The sequence below is a fragment of the Haloplanus sp. GCM10025708 genome (assembly GCF_042663985.1).
Classification (GTDB): Archaea; Halobacteriota; Halobacteria; order Halobacteriales; family Haloferacaceae; genus Salinirarus; species Salinirarus marinus.
Map to the genome: position 1 here is coordinate 84,242 of NZ_JBHSZA010000011.1, position 17,474 is coordinate 101,715.

At 70.1% G+C, this 17,474-nt stretch carries 17 protein-coding genes and 6 pseudogenes; 10 read left to right on the forward strand and 13 right to left on the reverse strand.

The window, feature by feature from the left end; genetic code table 11:
* The first annotated feature begins 161 nt into the window (after window positions 1-161).
* The 4 genes and pseudogenes from ACFQJD_RS03385 (at window position 162) to ACFQJD_RS03400 (ending at window position 4,237) form a co-directional block, all read left to right on the forward strand.
* A complete protein-coding gene (locus ACFQJD_RS03385) occupies window positions 162-1,088 on the forward strand; it encodes a hypothetical protein (protein ID WP_379796154.1) in 927 nt (308 codons plus the stop codon).
* A 62-nt stretch (window positions 1,089-1,150) separates the two neighbouring features.
* Window positions 1,151-1,692: pseudogene (locus tag ACFQJD_RS03390) on the forward strand (hypothetical protein).
* A 46-nt stretch (window positions 1,693-1,738) separates the two neighbouring features.
* On the forward strand, window positions 1,739-2,293 hold the full coding sequence (locus ACFQJD_RS03395) for a GMP synthase subunit A (protein ID WP_379796156.1): 555 nt from the start codon (window positions 1,739-1,741) through the stop codon (window positions 2,291-2,293).
* A 40-nt stretch (window positions 2,294-2,333) separates the two neighbouring features.
* A pseudogene (locus ACFQJD_RS03400) lies at window positions 2,334-4,237 on the forward strand (DUF2070 family protein).
* Here the strand turns inward: ACFQJD_RS03400 and ACFQJD_RS03405 are convergent.
* From ACFQJD_RS03405 to ACFQJD_RS03435, 7 genes and pseudogenes are all read right to left on the reverse strand, one after another.
* Window positions 4,238-4,435 (reverse strand): annotated as a pseudogene (locus ACFQJD_RS03405) (HVO_0649 family zinc finger protein); the annotation flags it as partial.
* Window positions 4,436-4,498: 63 nt separating this feature from the next.
* A complete protein-coding gene (locus tag ACFQJD_RS03410) occupies window positions 4,499-4,765 on the reverse strand; it encodes a DUF3194 domain-containing protein (protein WP_379796158.1) in 267 nt (88 codons plus the stop codon).
* A gap of 1 nt (window position 4,766) precedes the next feature.
* Window positions 4,767-5,164 (reverse strand): annotated as a pseudogene (locus ACFQJD_RS03415) (prefoldin subunit beta).
* A gap of 97 nt (window positions 5,165-5,261) precedes the next feature.
* On the reverse strand, window positions 5,262-5,510 hold the full coding sequence (locus ACFQJD_RS03420; protein WP_379796159.1) for a KEOPS complex subunit Pcc1: 249 nt from the start codon (window positions 5,508-5,510) through the stop codon (window positions 5,262-5,264).
* A 3-nt stretch (window positions 5,511-5,513) separates the two neighbouring features.
* Window positions 5,514-5,648: a DNA-directed RNA polymerase subunit P gene (locus ACFQJD_RS03425; protein ID WP_379796161.1), complete on the reverse strand. Its 135-nt coding sequence runs from the start codon at window positions 5,646-5,648 to the stop codon at window positions 5,514-5,516.
* Entirely contained in the window at window positions 5,645-5,923 is a 279-nt protein-coding gene (locus ACFQJD_RS03430; protein WP_379796163.1) for a 50S ribosomal protein L37ae, read from the reverse strand. Before ACFQJD_RS03430 ends, ACFQJD_RS03425 begins: the two co-directional genes overlap by 4 nt.
* 61 nt (window positions 5,924-5,984) lie before the next feature.
* Window positions 5,985-6,704, reverse strand: coding sequence for a DUF2103 domain-containing protein (locus tag ACFQJD_RS03435; protein ID WP_379796165.1), 720 nt, complete (start codon window positions 6,702-6,704; stop codon window positions 5,985-5,987).
* A gap of 89 nt (window positions 6,705-6,793) precedes the next feature.
* On the opposite strand from ACFQJD_RS03435, the gene ACFQJD_RS03440 reads away from it, so the two are divergent.
* The gene (locus ACFQJD_RS03440) at window positions 6,794-8,098 is read left to right on the forward strand and encodes a hypothetical protein (protein WP_379796167.1); all 1,305 of its coding nucleotides are present in this window, start codon (window positions 6,794-6,796) and stop codon (window positions 8,096-8,098) included.
* Window positions 8,099-8,106: 8 nt separating this feature from the next.
* On the opposite strand, the pseudogene truD reads toward ACFQJD_RS03440, so the two are convergent.
* Window positions 8,107-9,443: pseudogene (gene truD, locus ACFQJD_RS03445) on the reverse strand (tRNA pseudouridine(13) synthase TruD).
* Window positions 9,444-9,575: 132 nt separating this feature from the next.
* Between truD and ACFQJD_RS03450 the strand changes: the two are divergent.
* Window positions 9,576-10,994, forward strand: a complete 1,419-nt coding sequence (locus ACFQJD_RS03450) for an MATE family efflux transporter (protein ID WP_379796169.1) — start codon at window positions 9,576-9,578, stop codon at window positions 10,992-10,994.
* Window positions 10,995-11,017: 23 nt separating this feature from the next.
* Here ACFQJD_RS03450 and ACFQJD_RS03455 read toward each other — a convergent pair whose 3' ends face one another.
* Both ACFQJD_RS03455 and pth2 read right to left on the reverse strand, forming a co-directional pair.
* The gene (locus tag ACFQJD_RS03455; protein WP_379796171.1) at window positions 11,018-11,761 is read right to left on the reverse strand and encodes a hypothetical protein; all 744 of its coding nucleotides are present in this window, start codon (window positions 11,759-11,761) and stop codon (window positions 11,018-11,020) included.
* 81 nt (window positions 11,762-11,842) lie between these two features.
* Complete coding sequence (gene pth2 / locus ACFQJD_RS03460; protein ID WP_379796172.1) at window positions 11,843-12,181, reverse strand: peptidyl-tRNA hydrolase Pth2; 339 nt, start codon at window positions 12,179-12,181, stop codon at window positions 11,843-11,845.
* A gap of 89 nt (window positions 12,182-12,270) precedes the next feature.
* Between pth2 and dcd the strand changes: the two genes are divergently transcribed.
* From dcd to ACFQJD_RS03475, 3 genes are read left to right on the forward strand one after another with little or no spacing between them, the layout of a single operon-like run.
* A complete protein-coding gene (gene dcd / locus ACFQJD_RS03465; RefSeq protein WP_379796174.1) occupies window positions 12,271-12,852 on the forward strand; it encodes a dCTP deaminase in 582 nt (193 codons plus the stop codon).
* Window positions 12,849-13,778 carry a thiamine-phosphate synthase family protein gene (locus ACFQJD_RS03470; RefSeq protein WP_379796176.1) on the forward strand — a complete coding sequence of 310 codons (930 nt, stop codon included), beginning with the start codon at window positions 12,849-12,851 and terminating at the stop codon, window positions 13,776-13,778. The genes dcd and ACFQJD_RS03470 overlap by 4 nt, the downstream gene beginning before the upstream one ends.
* Before the next feature lie 3 nt (window positions 13,779-13,781).
* Complete coding sequence (locus tag ACFQJD_RS03475; protein ID WP_379796178.1) at window positions 13,782-14,456, forward strand: class I SAM-dependent methyltransferase; 675 nt, start codon at window positions 13,782-13,784, stop codon at window positions 14,454-14,456.
* A gap of 3 nt (window positions 14,457-14,459) precedes the next feature.
* Here ACFQJD_RS03475 and ACFQJD_RS03480 read toward each other — a convergent pair whose 3' ends face one another.
* The 3 genes from ACFQJD_RS03480 to ACFQJD_RS03490 are packed head-to-tail and all read right to left on the reverse strand — an operon-like array spanning window position 14,460 to window position 16,368.
* Window positions 14,460-15,221, reverse strand: coding sequence for a DUF7001 family protein (locus ACFQJD_RS03480; protein WP_379796180.1), 762 nt, complete (start codon window positions 15,219-15,221; stop codon window positions 14,460-14,462).
* A 4-nt stretch (window positions 15,222-15,225) separates the two neighbouring features.
* Entirely contained in the window at window positions 15,226-16,149 is a 924-nt protein-coding gene (locus ACFQJD_RS03485) for a sulfide-dependent adenosine diphosphate thiazole synthase (protein ID WP_379796182.1), read from the reverse strand.
* Window positions 16,150-16,206: 57 nt separating this feature from the next.
* Window positions 16,207-16,368, reverse strand: coding sequence for a hypothetical protein (locus tag ACFQJD_RS03490; protein WP_379796184.1), 162 nt, complete (start codon window positions 16,366-16,368; stop codon window positions 16,207-16,209).
* Window positions 16,369-16,529: 161 nt separating this feature from the next.
* On the opposite strand from ACFQJD_RS03490, the pseudogene ACFQJD_RS03495 reads away from it, so the two are divergent.
* Window positions 16,530-17,371 (forward strand): annotated as a pseudogene (locus tag ACFQJD_RS03495) (iron-containing alcohol dehydrogenase family protein); the annotation flags it as partial.
* Between the last annotated feature and the right edge of the window lie 103 nt (window positions 17,372-17,474).

Below are 17,474 nucleotides of genomic sequence, written 5' to 3' on the forward strand. Positions count from 1 at the left end.
CAACGGGCGTGTTTCCGACGTATACTTTTTTATCGCTCGCTGATACGTGTCTGACGGACGGCGTCTCTCGCGGCCGGAGGCTCTGATTCGCCGCGCGACGGCGTGTGACGCGCGTCTGACAACAGCGCTACTCTTATTGTGGTTCGGCGGTCGGTTCGAATATGGACCGGAGGAAGTTTCTCACCGTCCTGACCCCGTTCGTCGCCGGCTGCTTCGGTGGGCGGCGCGAACAGCCCGCCACTCCCGCTGACGACGGTACGGAGACGCCAGAACCGACGCCAGAACCGACGCCCGAACCGACGCCGACCGCCTCGGCGGACGCGGCCGAGCAGATCGATTCGGCGCGAGACCACCTCAAGGAGGCCGTCTACGTCTACGCCGGCGGCGTGACCAACGACCTGACGTCGGTGACGGCGGAGAACGGGTCGTTCCGCCCGCGGGACGTCCTCCTGAAACTCGACGCCGTTCAGAAATCGCTCTACGCGGCCGAATCCGCGGCGTCGACGGCGCAACAGCGCCGGACCGTCGAGTCGCTCAAGACGGTCCAGCGGTTCCTCACCCACGCGACGGACCTGCAGTCGTGGCTCATCGACGGCCACGACGCCGCCACGGCCGCCTACCAGGAACTGGAAAACGACGACGTCGACGCCGCGATCGACGACCTGGAACGCGTCGAGACCGCGGTCTCGGAGACGGAGGATCCCCTGACGACCATCACCGAGGAGACGGACGCGGCGAGCGCGGACGCGACCGATGCACTCACGAGCGAGGGCTACTCCGCGAAGGTGACGCAGTTGACGAACGAGCAGTCGGTCCTCGATCAACTGGAGACGTACCTGACCGACATCACCGACGCCGTCGAACTCATCGAGGACGCGCGAAACGAGGAGGACGAGGGTCGCTACGACGCCGCCGCCGACTCCGCCGACCGGGCGTACGACCTGTCGACCGAGGCCGAAGAGCAGCTCTCCGATCTCGCCGACGACCCGCCGGAACACACCGACGCCTTCGTCGACCTCCTCGACGACCTGGCCGACACCGCCGCCAGTTACGCCACCGAGGCCGACCGCATCGCCCAGCGTAACTGATCGCTCGGCCGACTCTCGCCCAGCGCAGCTACTTTCATACGTCCGCGGCCCGAGGCGGGCGTATGGAGCGGACGCCGACCGGGACGCCCGTCGGAGTCGACGACCCCTACGAACACGCGGGCCGGTGTGATCACCTCACCGACGACGGCCGCTGTCGGTACGCCCTCGAACACGCCGGACGGGACGCCGAGTTCGCGGCCGCCCGCCGCGCCGACGACTACGCCTGTCTCGCGGGCGACGACGACTGCGAGTGGCGCGACTGCCCACATTTCCGGTCGACCACCGCCGCCCGGGAGTGTGTCCGCTGTGGCCTCGACGACGTCCGACTCGCCCACGAGGACGCCCGCCCGTTGCTGGAGGAACACCACCTCTCGTACGGGGGCAAACGCGACGCGGCGAGCCGGACGCGGATCGACGGCCGGCCCACGAGATCACGGTCGCTCTCTGCCGGTGGTGTCACGCGAAGGTCCACGAGGGGTGGGCGCGCATCGACGACGACGTCAACCCCGACGCGGAGGCGCTCGCGGCGCGGGAGGCACGCCGGAGCAAGGAGCAGGCGGAGTTCGGCTTCCGATCGGCCGCGGAGCGCTACCGACGCAAGTAACTCGGCTTTCGATTCCCTTTACCGTCGACCGGGCTACCACACGTCAATGACCCGAATCGTCGTCATCGACAACCACGGCCAGTTCACCCATCTCGAAGGCCGGACGCTCCGGGACGCGGGCGTCGACACCGACGTCGTGGACAACACGACGCCGCCGGACGAACTCGACGCCGACGGACTCGTCCTCTCGGGCGGCCCGGCCATCGACCGCATCGGCCGGTGTGCGGAGTATCTCGACCTCGACGTGCCCGTCCTCGGCGTCTGTCTCGGGATGCAGATCATCGCCGACGAACTCGGCGGCCGCGTTGGCGACGGCGACTACGGCGGCTACGCCGACATCGACGTCGAGATCCTGGACGCCGACGACCCCGTGGTTGGATCGCTCGCCCCCGAGACGCGGGTGTGGGCGAGTCACGCCGACGAGGTGAAGGAACTCCCCGACGGGTTCACGCACACGGCGACGAGCGACGTCTGCGACATCGAGGCGATGAGCGACGCGGATCGCGACCTCTACGGCGTCCAGTGGCACCCCGAGGTGGCCCACACCGAGCGCGGCGACGAGCTGTTCGAGAACTTCATCGACCTCTGTGCCCGGCGCTAACTGGGTGGTTTTACGACGCCCCGTTACCAACCGCTGACCCATGACGACGACCCAGAGCGACCTCGCGGGGCTCTCGCGATTCATCTTCACGGCCCCGAACTGGTACTCGAGTCTCGCGTTCGCCCTCGTCGTCGCCGCGATGGCCGGCGTCGCCGCCTTCGATTCGGGACGCGACCCCGCGACGTGGCGGGGGTTGCTCTTTCTCGGCAAGGACGCGTGGGAGGGCATCTTCTTCATCGGCCTGCCGACCGTCGTCGCCAGTCTCGGGACGACCGGCGTCGATCGCCTCGTCGGCGGCAAGCTCACGCCGAACCGGTCGTCGCTCCTGGCGCTGGCCTGCGAACTCATCGTCGTCGTCATCGTCACCGGGGCCGGTATCGTCGCCGTCCTGACGCCCCTGGATCAGACGTTCGTCTACGATGCCCTCGTCATCGCGCTGGCGTCGATTTTCGCCTTCCGGCTGCTCGTGGTCATGGCCGTCTCCCGGTCGTCGCTCCCCATCGCCGCCATCCCGGCGAGCATCCAGACGCTCGCCTCGGCCCTGCTCCTGTTCGTCTACAGCGGGACGCTCCGATTCCTCGAAGTCGGCGGCACGCTCCTGCAGGCGTATCTGATGCCGTATCTCGCGCGCGCCGAACAGGCTCCCCCGAACTCCTGATCATCGGGGCGGACCACTTCGTCCTGCTCGGGGTGACCTGTCTCATCTACGCCGGCGGCGTCTACACCTTCGTCCGCGTCGTCGACCGGCCGTGGCGACAGAGCCTCGGCGTCTCGATGCTGGATTTCATCCGCGGGTTCGTCGGCCACGTCGCCGAGGGGTCCCGCGAACTCGAGGACTTCTTCGAGAAACTCGGCGAGGAAGCCGTCGTCCCGGTGACGGTGCTCTCCTTTCGCCGCGAGGACGGCACCCAGAAGGCCGAGTTCGTCCTGCCGATGATCCACCCCGGGCCGATGGGTGAGATTGGCGGCGGTCACTTCCCCATCCGCGTCGCCGCCCGCACCGACGGCCTCGCCTTCCCGCCCCACGCCACCGCCGGACACGACTTCAACCTCGTCACCGAACGCGAGGTCGACGCCATCCTCGAGGCGGCCGACGCCGCGGAGGAACGCCTCGAATACACCGCGGAGGCGACCCGGAGCGTCCGCACGCAGTCGGGGGAGGCGAAGATACTCGGCCAGGCCTTCGGCGACGACGCCCTCCTCGTCTCGACGTACGCGCCGGGGTTCGCCGACGACGTGGAGTTCGGCGTCGGTCGCTCGGCGGCGACGGAAGCCCGCACTGCCGGCCTCGACGACGTCCTCCTCGTGGACGCCCACAACTCCAACGACGGCCTCCAGGGCGACGACCTCGGCCACGTCACGCCCGGGAGCCGACGCGCCCTCGACATGATTCGGGCCGCCGGAGAGGCGGGCGAAGCGCTCACGGAAGCCGAACGCGGCCCCCTCCGTCTCGGCACCGCCTGGGACCGTACGGAGTGGGAGCCCCGCGACGGCATCGGCCCCCTCGGCATCCGCGTCGGCGTCACCGACGTGCTGGGACAGACCACCGCCTACGTCCTCGTCGACGGCAACAACATGGTCCCCGGGCTGCGCGAACGCGTCGTCTCGACGATGACCGACGGCCCGGTCGACGTCGCGGAGGTGATGACCACCGATACGCACGTCGTCAACACCGTGGAGGCGGACAATCAGGTCGGCGCGGCCATCGACCACGACGAACTGCTGGCCGTGATCCGCCGCCTCGTCGACGAGGCGCTGGCGGACCGCGAACCCGTCACGGCGGCGCTCGCCACCGAACAGGCCGAAGTGACGGTGTTCGGTAACGACCGGACGGAGACGCTCGCCAGCCACGCAAACGCCGTCGTGTCGATGGGCGGCGCACTCGCTGCGGCCGTCACCTTCGCGGCGATGGCAGTGAGCGTCTTCGTCTTCTTGTTCGCCTGAGAGGCGGAGTTCGAGCGCGTCCACCGCGCCACAGCTCGGACAGACGCGCTGGTAGCTGACCCGGCTCCCGGAGGTGGTGACGCGCCACCCGCCCTCGGTGTCCTCGTGGCCACACTCGGGACAGGACGCTCTGGAGTCGGCGTAGTGGGACCTGAGTCGGTCGAACGCGGACGCCCCCGGCTCCTGTGAGGAAGCCATATGGTAACGTATGCCACAGAACGGCTTAGATGTGTCGCCGGAGCGCTTCGAAAGCGCGAGAAGTCACGAGTCCGCGAACAGGTCGTCGACGGCGTCGCGGGCCGCCTGTGCCGCCTCGTCGGCGACGGCGTCAGCGGACGTCGACTGTTGGCCCGTCGAGTCGCGTTCGACGGCGTCCGGGGCGTTCAGGTAGACGTCGACGTCGAGGACGCCTTCCTCGAACGTGACGGTCACGTCGAAGTCGCGGACCGCAGACTGTTTGTAGTAGTCGAAGATGACGCCTTCGGCGGCCTCGGCGGCCGTCTGTACGACCTCTTCGTCGGTCGGCATCTTACGCGCCGCCGGCGCCGCCCGGTCCCATCGGACCGCCGCCCGCGCCGCCCGCGCCCCCTGCAGCATCTGCTGGAGTTCGGACTGGAGGCTCTCGAACTGCTCGCGGACGCGCTCTTCCTGTTTGGACAGCTGCTCGACGCGGACTTCGAGCGAGTCGACCTTGTCCTCGAGGTCGTCGTAGGCCTCGTCGTACTCCGTCTCGACGAGCAGTTCGCCGACCTCGCGGTACATCGTCGTCTCCTCGTCGATGTCCTCGAGGGCGTCCAGCGCCGTCTGGGACTCCTTCAGCGTCGTCTCGGCCTGCTGTTTCTGGGCGGCGACTTTCTGGGCCGTCTGCTGGAGGTCCTGCAGTTCCTCGAGTTTCTCCTGTGCTTCCGGCGGGAGGTTCCCTTGCATGATCGAAGCGTGGAGTCCCGACGTGAAAAAGCCCCGTATTCCGGTCGCGTCGCCCACGTCCCGTGACGAGGCGGCCGCGTCCGCGGATCGAGACGACCTACGTTAGCTCCTCGGCGACGGCGACGAGACGCGTCCAGGTGTTCACGCCGGCGCGGAGCGCAACGAGGTCCGCGGCGTCGACGGCGACGGTGACGGTTCGGCCGTGTCGCGCCACCGACGCTTCGGACCGACTGTCGGCGATCTCGCTGACTTCGACGCGGACGCTCCGCTCGACGATGCGGGCGCGTCGCTCGTCGTCGTAGTCGAAATCGAGAGAAACCGCGTGAGTACGCTCGGCGTCGGTCACGCGCTACCGAACGTCGACTTCCTTGATGGTGGGCGCGCGCTCTTTCAACAGGACGCGGTGCCCGCAGTACGGACAGCGCACGCCGCCGTACTCGTCGAGTTCCACGTCGCGCTTACAGCGGGAGCACTTGTAGCTCATCCTTGCTCTTCTTCGTCGCCCGCGAGGGCGGCGCGAATCGACCGTTGGACGGTGCGTCCGCCGGGGGTCTCGGGGCGGTACGCGCCGCCGGTGAAGAGTTCGCCCGTCGATTCGTTTCGCCAGATACCCGTCCCGACGCGAGTCACGTCGTCGCCGTCGACCGTCGCGTCGTGCATCTCCGCTTCGATCTCCTTGACGCGGCGGCGGGCCACCCGGCCGTAGCGCGCGCCGAAGCGACCGGCGCTCCCGGTCTGTCGTGCCTTGTTCTCGGCCATAGTACCGTTTCGTACCGCCAGCGGACGCATAAACCCTACGAGTCGCGTTCGTGCGGAGCCGCTACTGCAACTCCGCCGCCGCCAGCGCCTCGTTCAGATCGTCACGGACGCGTTCGCCCGTCTCGCGGTCCATCGCCGTCGTCACGACGCGGTTCTCCTGAACGCTCGACCCGTCGCGGAGGAGGAGGCGGACGTTGCCGTTGTCGTCGGCGCGGGTGACTTTCGCCCGCAACCCCGACTGCGATCCCGTTCCGCCCGCGTCGATGGGGCCGGGGACGATCTTCTTCACGTGCGGATGCTCGGCGACGGTGCCGATGGCCCGCCGGCCGGGGCGGCCGCCGATGAGCGTCGTGTGTCGCCCACCGAGTTTCTCGCGCGGCGGCGTCTCGACCACCTCCAGCGCCCGTTCCCCGCGACGGTCGATGACCGACGCCACGGGGTCCTGTCCGTCGACGCGGTAGAACTCGTAATGCAGTTGCGCCCGCGTCTCGCGGATGACTTCGCGGTCCCCCGCCGCGTACACGGTCTCCGGGCGCTTGCGCCGGATCTCGTCGGCGACGAGGCCGGCGAAGTTTCGGAGTTCCACCACCTCCGTTTCGTCGCCCGTCTCAGGGACCGTCGTCACCGTCGTCTCGCCGACGACCGTCTCCTCGGACAGCATCGTCAGCGTCGCCCGGTCGCGCGCGAACTCGCCGACGACGGCGTCGCAGTTGGCGGTGTGACAGACCAGACAGTAGTCGCCCGGCTTTTCGAGCGGGGACCCACACCGCCGACACTCCATATCCGAGGAAAGCCGTCCCCCGGATAAGTCCGTCCGTTCGCGCCGCTTTCCGGGGAAGACACTTACCGGCCGCCGCGACACGCGTCCGCATGGCTCCGCGAAAGATCGTCCTCTCCCTTTTCGTCGTCCTCCTCGCGACGTCGGCCGTCGCGACCGCGAGTCCGCGACCCGTCCCCGTCTGTGGGCCCTGCGACCGGCCCTTCGTCTCCGCCGCCCGCGGTCACGGCGTCGACCTGGAGATCCGCCACAGCACCGCCCACGTCCGCGTCCACGGAAACGGCTCCGCCTCGTGGACCGTCGAGAACCGCGTCGACGAGGCCGCGGCCGAACGGTTCCGCGACGACGCGGCGCTCGTCGACCGCGTCGCCGCCGACTCGCTGGCCGCCCGCGAGGCCGAGGCGGTGCGCGCGTCGGTCGACGAACGGACCGTGACGATTCGCTATCGCACGCCCGACTTCGCCCGAGACGCCCCCGGAAACGTCCTCCTCGTGACCTACTTCCGCGACGACGTCGGGCGCGACTACGACGGCCTCGGTGCCGACCGCCTGACGCTGGTCGCGCCCGAGGGACGGGTCGTCGACCGCGCGCTTTCCGGCGCGTCGGTCGAGGGTCGCGAGATGACGCTCACCAGCTTCGACTCGCACGGCGACGGCCCGTTCGTGACGCTCGTTCCCGAGGGCGGACTCGTCACACCGCTCACGAGTTTCGTCGCCGTCGCCGCCGCCGTCGGCGACGTCGTCGCGCGAAACCTCCTGTTGCTGGTCGCCGTTCCGCTCTCCGTCTACCTCGGCGTCGTCGCGGCCGTCGCGTGGGCCGCCGGCCGGACGGGCGTCGGGGAGCGCGGCCCGGAGCCGCTGGCGTCTCTCGTGGTCGGGATCGGCCTCCTGCTCGCCGCGCATCCGCTCTACGCCGGGGCGCTCTCGCTGCTCGGGAGTTCCTCGCCCGCCCTGTTCGCGGCCGGCGTCGGCGTCGCGGTCCTCGGGGCAGCCGGCCATCCGGCGGTTCGGCGACGCCTCTCGCTCGCCGGCGTCACCGCGCTGGTCGGCGGCGCGTTCGTCGTCGCCGTCGGCGTCGCGGCCGCCCTGCAGGCGACGCAGGTCGCCGACGCCGTGGCGTTCCCGCCCCACGCCCGAATCGTCCGGCACGTCCTGCCCGCGCTCCCGGTGTACGCGACGCTCGCCGTCGGTTACGCCGCGGCCCGGGACGACCTGCGTCGCGGTCTCGCCGTCGCCGGCACGGCGCTCGCGCTCGTCCTCGCCGTCCAGTTTCCACTGTTTTCCTCCGGCGGGACGCTGTACGGCCTGGCCGTCGTCCTCGCCGTCGGCGGGGCCTTCGCCGCCGCCGTCGTCGGCGTGCCGGCGCTGCTTCTCGGATACGCGGTCGAGCGGACGTGACCGGTGGGTTAGAGGTCGAGCGGGTCGATCTTGAGATACTCCCGGAGCACGACGGTGGCGTAACTCCCCGAGGGCAGCGAGAAGGAAAACCGGAGCGGGTCGTCCGTCACCTCGACGTCCGGGCGGACGAGTATCGCCCGGCGGGTCCCCGAGGAGTCGAAGTTGCCGGGGAGGGCGAAGTCGCCGGGATCGACGCCGACGTCGGCGAGGACCCCGCGTTCGATGTCCCCGGGTTCGCCGTCGCCGAGTTCGGTCTCGGTGCCGATCAGCGGTGCGGTGACGAACGCCCGCCCGCGGTCGCAGTGGCGGCGCAGGACGTCCACCCGGTCGTCGGTCGCGCGCTGACGCCGGTCCACGTCGGGGACGACCAGCCCTTCCGGGGCGTCGCGATCGGCGAAACAGACCACGTCGCCCGCGACTGGACGATGGAAGGGGAGGCCACGCCGGAGTCGCTCGCTCAGGACGCGGTTGAAGAGGTACGACTGCGCGGCGTTGACGAACATCCGCTGGAGGTTCGAGGGGACCGCTTCGAGCGCGTAGCGAAAGTCCGCGGGGTCGTCCGTGGCCTCCCGTTCGTCGAGTCGGTGGAGCATCGACCGCTCGTAGCCGAGATAGCGCGGCATCTCGTCGAGAGCGAGCGACCAGTCGGGGTCGTCGCTCGCGGCTTGGTCGTCGGCGAACGCGCGGGCCGCCCGCGTCTCGTCGGGTTCCGTCTCGGCGGGGTTGCCGACGTACGCGAGGACGGCCCCCGCCACTCGCCGCGGACGACGTGCAGGCCCACCTCGTGGGTGACGGGTCGGCGACTGCCGAACCGCTGCTGGCCGAAGTAGTTGGGGACGGCCGCCTCCCCGTCGACGAACGCGCGCAGATCGGCGGTCACGTCGTCGGCACACTCCGGACAGTCGGGGTCGCGCACCCGGACGTCGAAGGCGTTGCCCGCGAGGTCACCGAACTCGAGGGCGCGACCCACCCGCCCAACGGCCTCGACGTCGGCGTCGCGGATTTCGGGCAGGTCGTCCGGCGCGACGCCGCGGACGGTGAACAGCTGTGTCGTCACGGCGTGTTTGTCCTTCGTGCCCGCCCACGAGACGCGCTCGCGGGAGATGCCCAGCGCGTCCGAGATGCGGGCGGCGAAGTCGTTGGTGTCCCACCCTCGGAGGGTGACGCGCAGGAGCAGGTGTGCGTACGCGCCCGGGTCCGCGTCGAGGGGTTCCGGGTCGACGCGTTCGAGTTCGCGCACGCGGAAGTCCGCGGGTTCGTCGCGGAGGTGGCCGCCGACGCCGTCGGCGTCGCTCACGTAGTACTCCATCCCGACCTGCCGTTCCAGCGGGTGTGCCTCGCGCATCGGTCGCTGTTCGGGGCGGAGCGGTTTAGGCGACTCGTCCGACGATCCGCGCGACCGCCTCGCCGCTCCGAACCCCGACACCCTTGCTCCTTCCCTCGTTTTGTTACCGCCGCTCCCCGTCCGATGTAGGAGATGCTCCGGGTTCCGGACCGCCTCGCTTCCATCTGGCGACGGATGGTCGCGCTGGGCTGGCCGATCGCCGTCCAGCAGACCTTCACGACGTTGATGCGGACGGTCGACATCGTCGTCACCGGCCTCTTCTCGCCGGCGGCCGTCGCCGCGATCGGCCTCGCCGACCTCTACGCGCAGATCCCGCTCCGGGTCGGTCTGGGGTTCGGTGCCGGCGCGATCGCGCTCTCCAGCCAGGACACGGGCCGCGGGGCGGGCCACACTCGGAACCGCGCCATCACGCAGGCGCTTCTCATCGGCGCGCTCTGTGGCCTCCCGCTCGTCGCCGTCGGCCTGCTGTTCGGCCGCCCGCTCATCGGCCTGCTCGGAGCCGAACCGACCGTCGTCGAACTGGGAGGGACCTACCTGCTCGTCGTCTTCGCCGCGTCGCCGATGCGAATCGTCGGCCTGGTCGGTGCGCGCGCGCTCCAGGGGGCCGGCGACACGCGGACGCCGATGCTCGTCAACGGCGGTGCCAACGTCCTGAACGTCGCTCTCACGGTGAGCCTCGGACTCGGAATCGGTGTCGTGCCGCGACTCGGCATCCTCGGAGTCGGCGTCGCAACCGCGGTCAGTCGTCTGTTCGAGGCGCTCGCGGTCACCGGCGCGATCGCGAGCGGGTGGACGCCCCTCTCGTTCTCCCGCCCGCGGGACCTCAGACTCACGCGCCAGCTCGTCGCGGTGAGCGTTCCGACGTTCGCGGAGGGGATGAGCACGTCGCTGGCGAACTTCCCGTTCAACGCCCTGTTGCTGGTGTTCGGTACGGAGGCCGTCGCCGCCTACCACATCGGCCGCCGCATCTACCAGCAACTCACGGGGCCGCTGTACCGGTCGCTGGGCACGGTCACGAGCATCGTCGTCGGTCAGCGGTTGGGTGACGGCGACGCCGACGCGGCCCGGTACGCCGCGACGGCCATCCTCGGATTCAGCCTCCTCACGCTGAGCGCGGCCGGCGTGGTCCTGTTCGTCGGGGCCGAGCAACTGGTGTCGGTGTTCACGGACGACCGCACGACGGCCGAATACGCGGTGTCGTTCACCCGGGCCTTCGGCGTCTCGATGCTCTTTTTCGGGGTTTTCTTCCCGCTCGCCGGGGCGCTCCGGGGCGCGGGCGACACGCGGACTCCGTTCTACGCCCGCCTGCTCGGCGCGTTCCTCTTCATGGTCGGCGTCTCCTACGTCGCCGGCGTCGCCCTCGGCTACGGCCTCCCCGGCGTCTACCTCGGCGTCGTCCTCTCGTACGCGTGCTGGGCGGCCGTCGTCGGCGTGGGGTTCGTCTGGGGCGACTGGGCGGAGACCGCCGCGTCGATGATGGCCGAACGCGCGGAGCTCGACGACGTCGCGCGCTGGCCAGGAGCGACTGTCGACGCGGGCCGCCCGGCGTGACCGCCGCTCGGGGGAACGCGTTTTCAGAGCGACTCGCCGCGCCAGGTCGTCCGGTCGTACATCCGGCGCACCTCGCCGCCCTGCTGTTCGATGGCGACGGCGGTGGTAAAGAGGAACGCGCCGACGAGGACGGTGCCGACGAGTTCGATGGCCGTGACGACGGCGGGCGAGACGCCCGTGTACTGCCCGAGTTGCTCGGCGAGGACGACGCCCGCGAAACAGACCAGCGCCGGGAGGAGATGCCGGACGACGGCGGCGATGCTCGTCCCCTCCTCGACGCGGACGGTCAGCACCGCGTAGACGATGGTGTAGCTGGTGGCGACGGTGAGGCCGACCGTCTCGACGGCGTGGACGAACGCGCCCGCGTCGAGGGCGTAACCGACCCACCAGGCGACGATGAATCCGCCGAGGACGACGTAGGGACCCCACGACGGGACGGGGCTCTCCTCGCCGCGCTCCAGCGAGTAGAGGTCGCGGACGCCGAAGGCGAGAAAGAGGAAGAAAAACAACATCGCCCCGACCTGGAACTCGGGGGCTCCCGGGACCGACGCGACGACGTCGGCCAGTCCCGCGACGCCGTAGACGACGGCCGCGCCGACGCCGGCGCCGAGATACCACCACCGCTCGCGGTAGGTGTCCGCGAGCAATCCCCTGACGTAGCCGTACAGTGAGTAGAGCAGGACGAGTGCGCCGACGGTGACCGCGAGGTACGCGAGCGCGAGCGCGACCGTCGCTACCTCCCCGTTCCCGGTTTGCAAGAGCGTCATCGCTCCCGACGTTCACGCCCAAACGGCTTCAAACCGGCCCCGCGTTCGCGCGCTGCGGGAATCGACACAGCGCCCTGCGGTTCAGTACAGCGAGAGATCGCCCGTCACGCGGTCCACGACGTCGTCGTCGCCCGGACCGACGGCGAGGGCCGTCACCGTCCCCGGTTCGAGCTGCGTGTGGCCCGCGTCGCGGACGACGGCGTGGGGTAGTCCCTCGCGTTCGGCGTCGTCCGCGAGTTCGAAGACGGCGGCCTCCCCGTTCACCTTCAGCACGACTTTCTTCTGTCCTTCCCCTTTCCACGCCTTGCGGGTCGGTTCGCTGGCGTCCTCGTAGGCGGACAGCGAGGCGTGGGCGACCTGTGCAGCGAGTTTCCCCTCGCCCATCCCGAGGTCCGCGCGCGCGACGATTGCCTGTTTCATATCCGTGGTGCGGGCGGCCGGCGTAAAGTACCTGCTCCTCTCGTCGCTCAGACAGGGAATTTTTATCCTCCGGCCCCTCCCTCTCGCGTATGATACTCTCGGACGCGGACATCCTCTCTCGCCTCGAATCGGGGTCGCTCGTCATCGACCCCCTCGACGACGTGGCCCAGCAGGTCCAGCCGGCGAGCGTGGACCTCCGCCTCGGCGAGGAGTTCCTCGAGTTCCAGCGGACGAACATCTCCTGTATCCACCCCAACCGCGAGGAGGAGATAAGCGACTACATCACCGAGACCGTCGTCGACGACGGCGACGAGTTCATCCTCCACCCCGGCGACTTCGTCCTCGGGACGACCAAAGAGCGCGTCGAGGTGCCGGCCGACCTCGTCGCCAACGTCGAGGGGCGGTCGTCGCTCGGTCGCCTCGCCGTCGTCGTCCACGCGACGGCGGGCTACATCGACCCGGGCTACCGGGGGCAGGTGACGCTCGAACTGTCGAACCTCGGCACCGCCCCGGTGGCGCTCACGCCCGGGATGCGCATCTCGCAACTCGTCTTCACGGAGCTCAAATCGCCCGCGGACCGGCCCTACGGCGCGGCGCGCGGATCGAAATACCAGGACCAGCGCGGCCCGCAGGCCTCGCGCATCGGGGACGACCCCGAGTTCGACCGATGAAGTTCGTCGAGGAGGTCGTCGTCGACGAGTTCCTGCCCACCTTCCGGTCGATGCTCGCCGAGGACCTGCGCGAACGCGGCTTCACCCAGCGCGAGGTGGCCGACGCGCTCGGCATCTCCCAGTCCGCCGTCTCGAAGTACGCCCACGGCGAGGTGGGGAGTCGCCCCGAAATCCGGGACGACACGCGCGTCCGAGAACTCGTCGAGCGCATCGGCGAGGGCCTCGCCACCGGCGACATGAGCCGGGTGCAGGCCCTCGTCGAGACCGAGGTGTTCATCCGCCGACTGGAGGACGGCGACCTGCTGGCGGCGCTCCACGAGGAGGCGATGCCCGAACTCGAAGAGTACGAGGGCGGCTTCAGCATCCACGACCCGGACAGCCCGCTCCGGACGGCCGAACGCGTCCTCTCTTCCGTTCGTCGCGGCCTCCGGACGCTCACCAACGCGAGCGGATTCGCCGGCCTCGTCCCGAACGTCGGATCGAACCTCGTCGAATGTCTCCCCGACGCCACCGACATCGAGGACGTCGCGGGCGTCCCCGGTCGCATCTTCGACGTCAAGGGCCGGGCGACGGTGCCCGGCGACCCCGAGTTCGGCGTCAGCGAACACGTCGCGTCGGTGCTCCTGTCGGCGCGGGCGGGCGGCGTTCCCGCCCGTGCCGCCGTCAACGTCCGCTACGATCCGGCACTGCTCGAACGCCTCCGGGACGCCGACTATCAGGCCATCGAGTTCGAAGTGGAGGGGACGTCGCCCGCGGAGAGCGAACGCGACGAACCCGTCGACTCCATCGTCGCCGCCCTCGAAGGTCGGTCGACGGACGAGACGTTCGTCCTCTACCAGACCGGCGGCTACGGCATCGAACCCATCACCTACGTCCTCGGACCGGACGCACCGACCGTCGCCCGCGTCGTCCGCGACCTGCTCTGAGACGTGACCCGAACCGGCCCCGCACAGGAGTTCTACTCGCGGTGGGCCACGCCCTACGACCTGCTGGCGAGTCACGCTCCCGGCGTCGGACGAATCCGCGGGGCGGCCGTCGACGCCCTCGACCCGTCGCCGGGCGACACCGTCCTCGAACTCGGCTGTGGCACCGGCGCGAACTTCCCGGCCCTGCGCGAGGCGGTCGGTCCCGAGGGCACCGTCGTCGGCGTCGACCTCACGGCGGGGATGCTCTCCCGGGCGCGGGCGAGAATCGACCGCGAGGGCTGGGCGAACGTCCACGTCGTTCGCGGCGACGCCACGCACCCGCCCGTCGCGAGGGCCGACGCCGTCTTCGCCTCGTTCCTCGTCGGGATGCTCGCCGACCCCGGCGAGGCCGTGCGAACGTGGCTCGACCACCTCCGACCCGGCGGCTGGATCGCGCTGCTGGACCTCGCGCGGAGTACGCGCCCCGTCGCCGGGGCGCTCAATCCGCTCTTCCGGGCGTTCGTCCTCGCGTCGTCGCCGCGGGGAACGCGGCGCTATCACGGCGAGTCGCCGACGCGGGTGTTAGACCGGCGCGTCGCCGCCGCTCACCGGAAGATTCTGGAGTCGTGTAACGCGACGACCCACGAGACGACGGCGTTCGGCTTCGTCCGGGTGAGTTCCGGACGACGAGAGGGCTGAGCGCTACTGGTACGCCTCGGCGTGGTCCGGACAGAACTCCGGATCGCGGAGCTGGGAGTCGACGACGCCCGGTTGCCGGTGGGGGTTGTGGAGCCGACAGCGCTCGTCGTCGCAGAACGCCTCGCCGGTGCGGAGGTAGTGGACGGCCTGCAGGACGTACCCCTTCAGGGCCTCGGTCGTCCGCGGGTCGTCCTCGACGAGGAAGTCGCCCTCGACCTGCGATTCGAGCACCTCGCGCGGCGGCGTGTCCCCCGAGAGCATGGCGTGTCGCTGCTGTTCCTTGTAGTAGTCCTCGGGCTTCGCCGGCGCTTCGTAGAGACCGGGCACCGAGACGAGCGCCGGTTGACCGAGGACGTTCACCCGCTTGTGCCACCGGCCGTCGTGGTCGCCCCACGTCCCGAGCACGCGGTCGAGGAGGGGGACGTGCAGATGGTCGAGGCCGCGCTCGTCGGCCGGGAGGCGAGCGTTGAGCGCCTGCTGGACGTCGACGCCGTCGTAGATGACGCCGCCGGCGCGGTCCGGGTTCTCTATGGCGCGCTCCTCGTAGCGGACGATGCCGAGCATCGTGTTCCCCGTCTCCGGGTCGTACGGCGAGAGGACGCGCGCGTCGGCGAACGCCTCCGGCAGGTCGTCGTCCCGAACCTGGGTGAGCAACCGGTCGCGGACCGCCACCTCGGCGTCGACGCGGCCGCGGAGCCAGCCGGCGATGGCGTCGGCGTCCGCGACGGTCGTCGGCGCGCGGTACAGCGTGACCCGTTCGACCATCGCCTCAGTCGTCGGCGGGCGCTCGGGTGGTCATCTCGACCGGGTCGGCCTCGACGCCGAGTTCGTCGATGGCGGCCTGTGCGGCGCGCTTGCCCGAGAGGAGCATCGCGCCGAAGGTCGGTCCCATGCGCGGGAGGCCGTAGGTGGTGGCGGTGGCCATCCCCGTCACGACGAGGCCGTCGTGGGCGAGACCGGTGTGTTCGACGACGGCGTCCTCGCTCTTGCCGACCCACATCGAGTCGTGGCCGGGCGAGTCGTGACCGGGCGCGCCGTAGGAGTCGTCGCCGGTCTGGTCCATGCCGGCGTTCGACTTCGAGCTCTCGATGCCGGGGGCGTCGAGGACGCCGCGCTCGTCGAGTTTCTTGACGGCCATGGCCTCGTGACCGGTGGCGTCGATGACGAGGTCGGCTTCGACGGCGATGGGGTCGACGCAGGTGATCTCCCGGGGCAGGGCGTGGACCGGCGTCCAGTTCATCACGATGCCGCCGACGCGGTGGTCCTCGCGGATGACGATGTCCGTGAACTCGGTCATGTTCTGCATCTTCGCGCCGGCGTCGCAGGCGGCCTTGATGAGGCCGGAACACGCCTCCGGCCCGTTGGCGACGTAGAGGCCCTCGCTGTCCTGGGACTGTTTGTAGTCCACGTCGAGTTCGTCAAGGACCGACTCGGCGGGCGACCGGACCGTCACCTTGTTCATGAGGAAGCCGCCGAGCCAGAACCCGCCGCCGAGGTAGTTGTTCTTCTCGACGACCATCGTCTTGACGCCGCGTTCGGACAGTTCCTTCGCCGCCATCAGTCCCGAGGGACCGCCCCCGACGATGATGACGTCGCTGTCCGAGAAATCCATGAACTCCTCGGTCCACTCCTGGCCGATGGCTCGCGTTACGTCCGCTTCTCCGACTTCACTGAACTGCTCGAATTCTGCCATACCACTAGGTAATATTACTCCTTCATTAAAACTGTTCTCCTTCCCCAACCGGCAGGCTCATTGTCGGGGCGTGCTACCGAACGACGTGATCATGGCGGAAGCTATCGCCCCCGACGAGTTGTCGTTGACCGCCCCGAAGTTCGAGTTCGGCGAGGGCGTCGTCCGGACGCTACCGGCCGTTCTCGGCCGTCTCGGCGTCGACGACCCGCTGGTCGTCACCGACGAGGGCGTCGCCGACGCGGGCGTCCTCTCTCGCCCTCGAGGCCTTCGACGGGGCCGTCGAGACGTACTACGCGACGACGGAGCCATCGGCCGCCGACGTCGCCGACGTCGACGCCTTCGACGTCGACGGCGTCGTCGCCGTCGGCGGCGGCTCCGTCCTCGACACGGCGAAACTCGTCGCGGCCATCCTCGCCCACGGCGGCGACCCGGCCGACTGGATCGGCACCGGGAAGCTCCCGGGCGACCCCGTCCCGCTCGTCGCCGTTCCGACGACCAGCGGCACCGGCTCGCAGTCGACCCAGACGGCCGTGCTCGCCTTCGAAGGCGTCAAGCGCGGCGTGAGCGACGAACGCCTGCGCCCGGACGTGGCGCTCGTCGACCCGGAACTCACCTACGGGCTGCCCCGCGACGTCACCGCCCGCTCCGGGTTCGACGCGTTCGTCCACGCGCTGGAGTCGCTCACCGCCCGCGACTACCGCTGGGTCGAAGAGCGGCCTATCACCTACCAGGGCGCGAACCCCGTCACCGAGCCGCTCTCCCGGCGCGCGCTCGGGCAGTCCACGGATCGCTCGAACGCGCCGTCTTCGACGGCGGCGACCGGGAGGCGCGTCGGGCGATGAGTCTCGGCTCCCATCTCGCCGGCCTCGCGTTCTCGAACGCCGGTCTCGGCGCGGTCCACGCCCTCGCGAGCGCCGTCGGTGGCATGACCGGCGCGCCCCACGGCGACTGCCTCGCCGCCTCCGTCGAACCCGGCCTGCGCTACAACCTCCCCGTTCGCGAGGCCGAATACGCCGCCATCGCTCGCGAACTCGGCGTCGCCGACGGCACGACCGACCGCACAGCGGCGCTCGCGCTCGTCGAAGAGTGCGCCCGACTCCGCGACTCCGTCGGCCTTCCGTCCTCCTTTGCCGCCCTCGGTCTGGGTGTCGAGGACGTCGACGACGTCGTCGAGAACACGCTCGTCCAGGAACGCCGGCTGAAGACCAACCCCGCGACGTGACCGCCGACGTCGCCGACGCGATCCGCGACTCGTTCTGACCGGTCGCCAAACCCTTATCCTCGCGCCCGCCGAACGCCGAGTACCATGCAGGTGACTCTCGCGT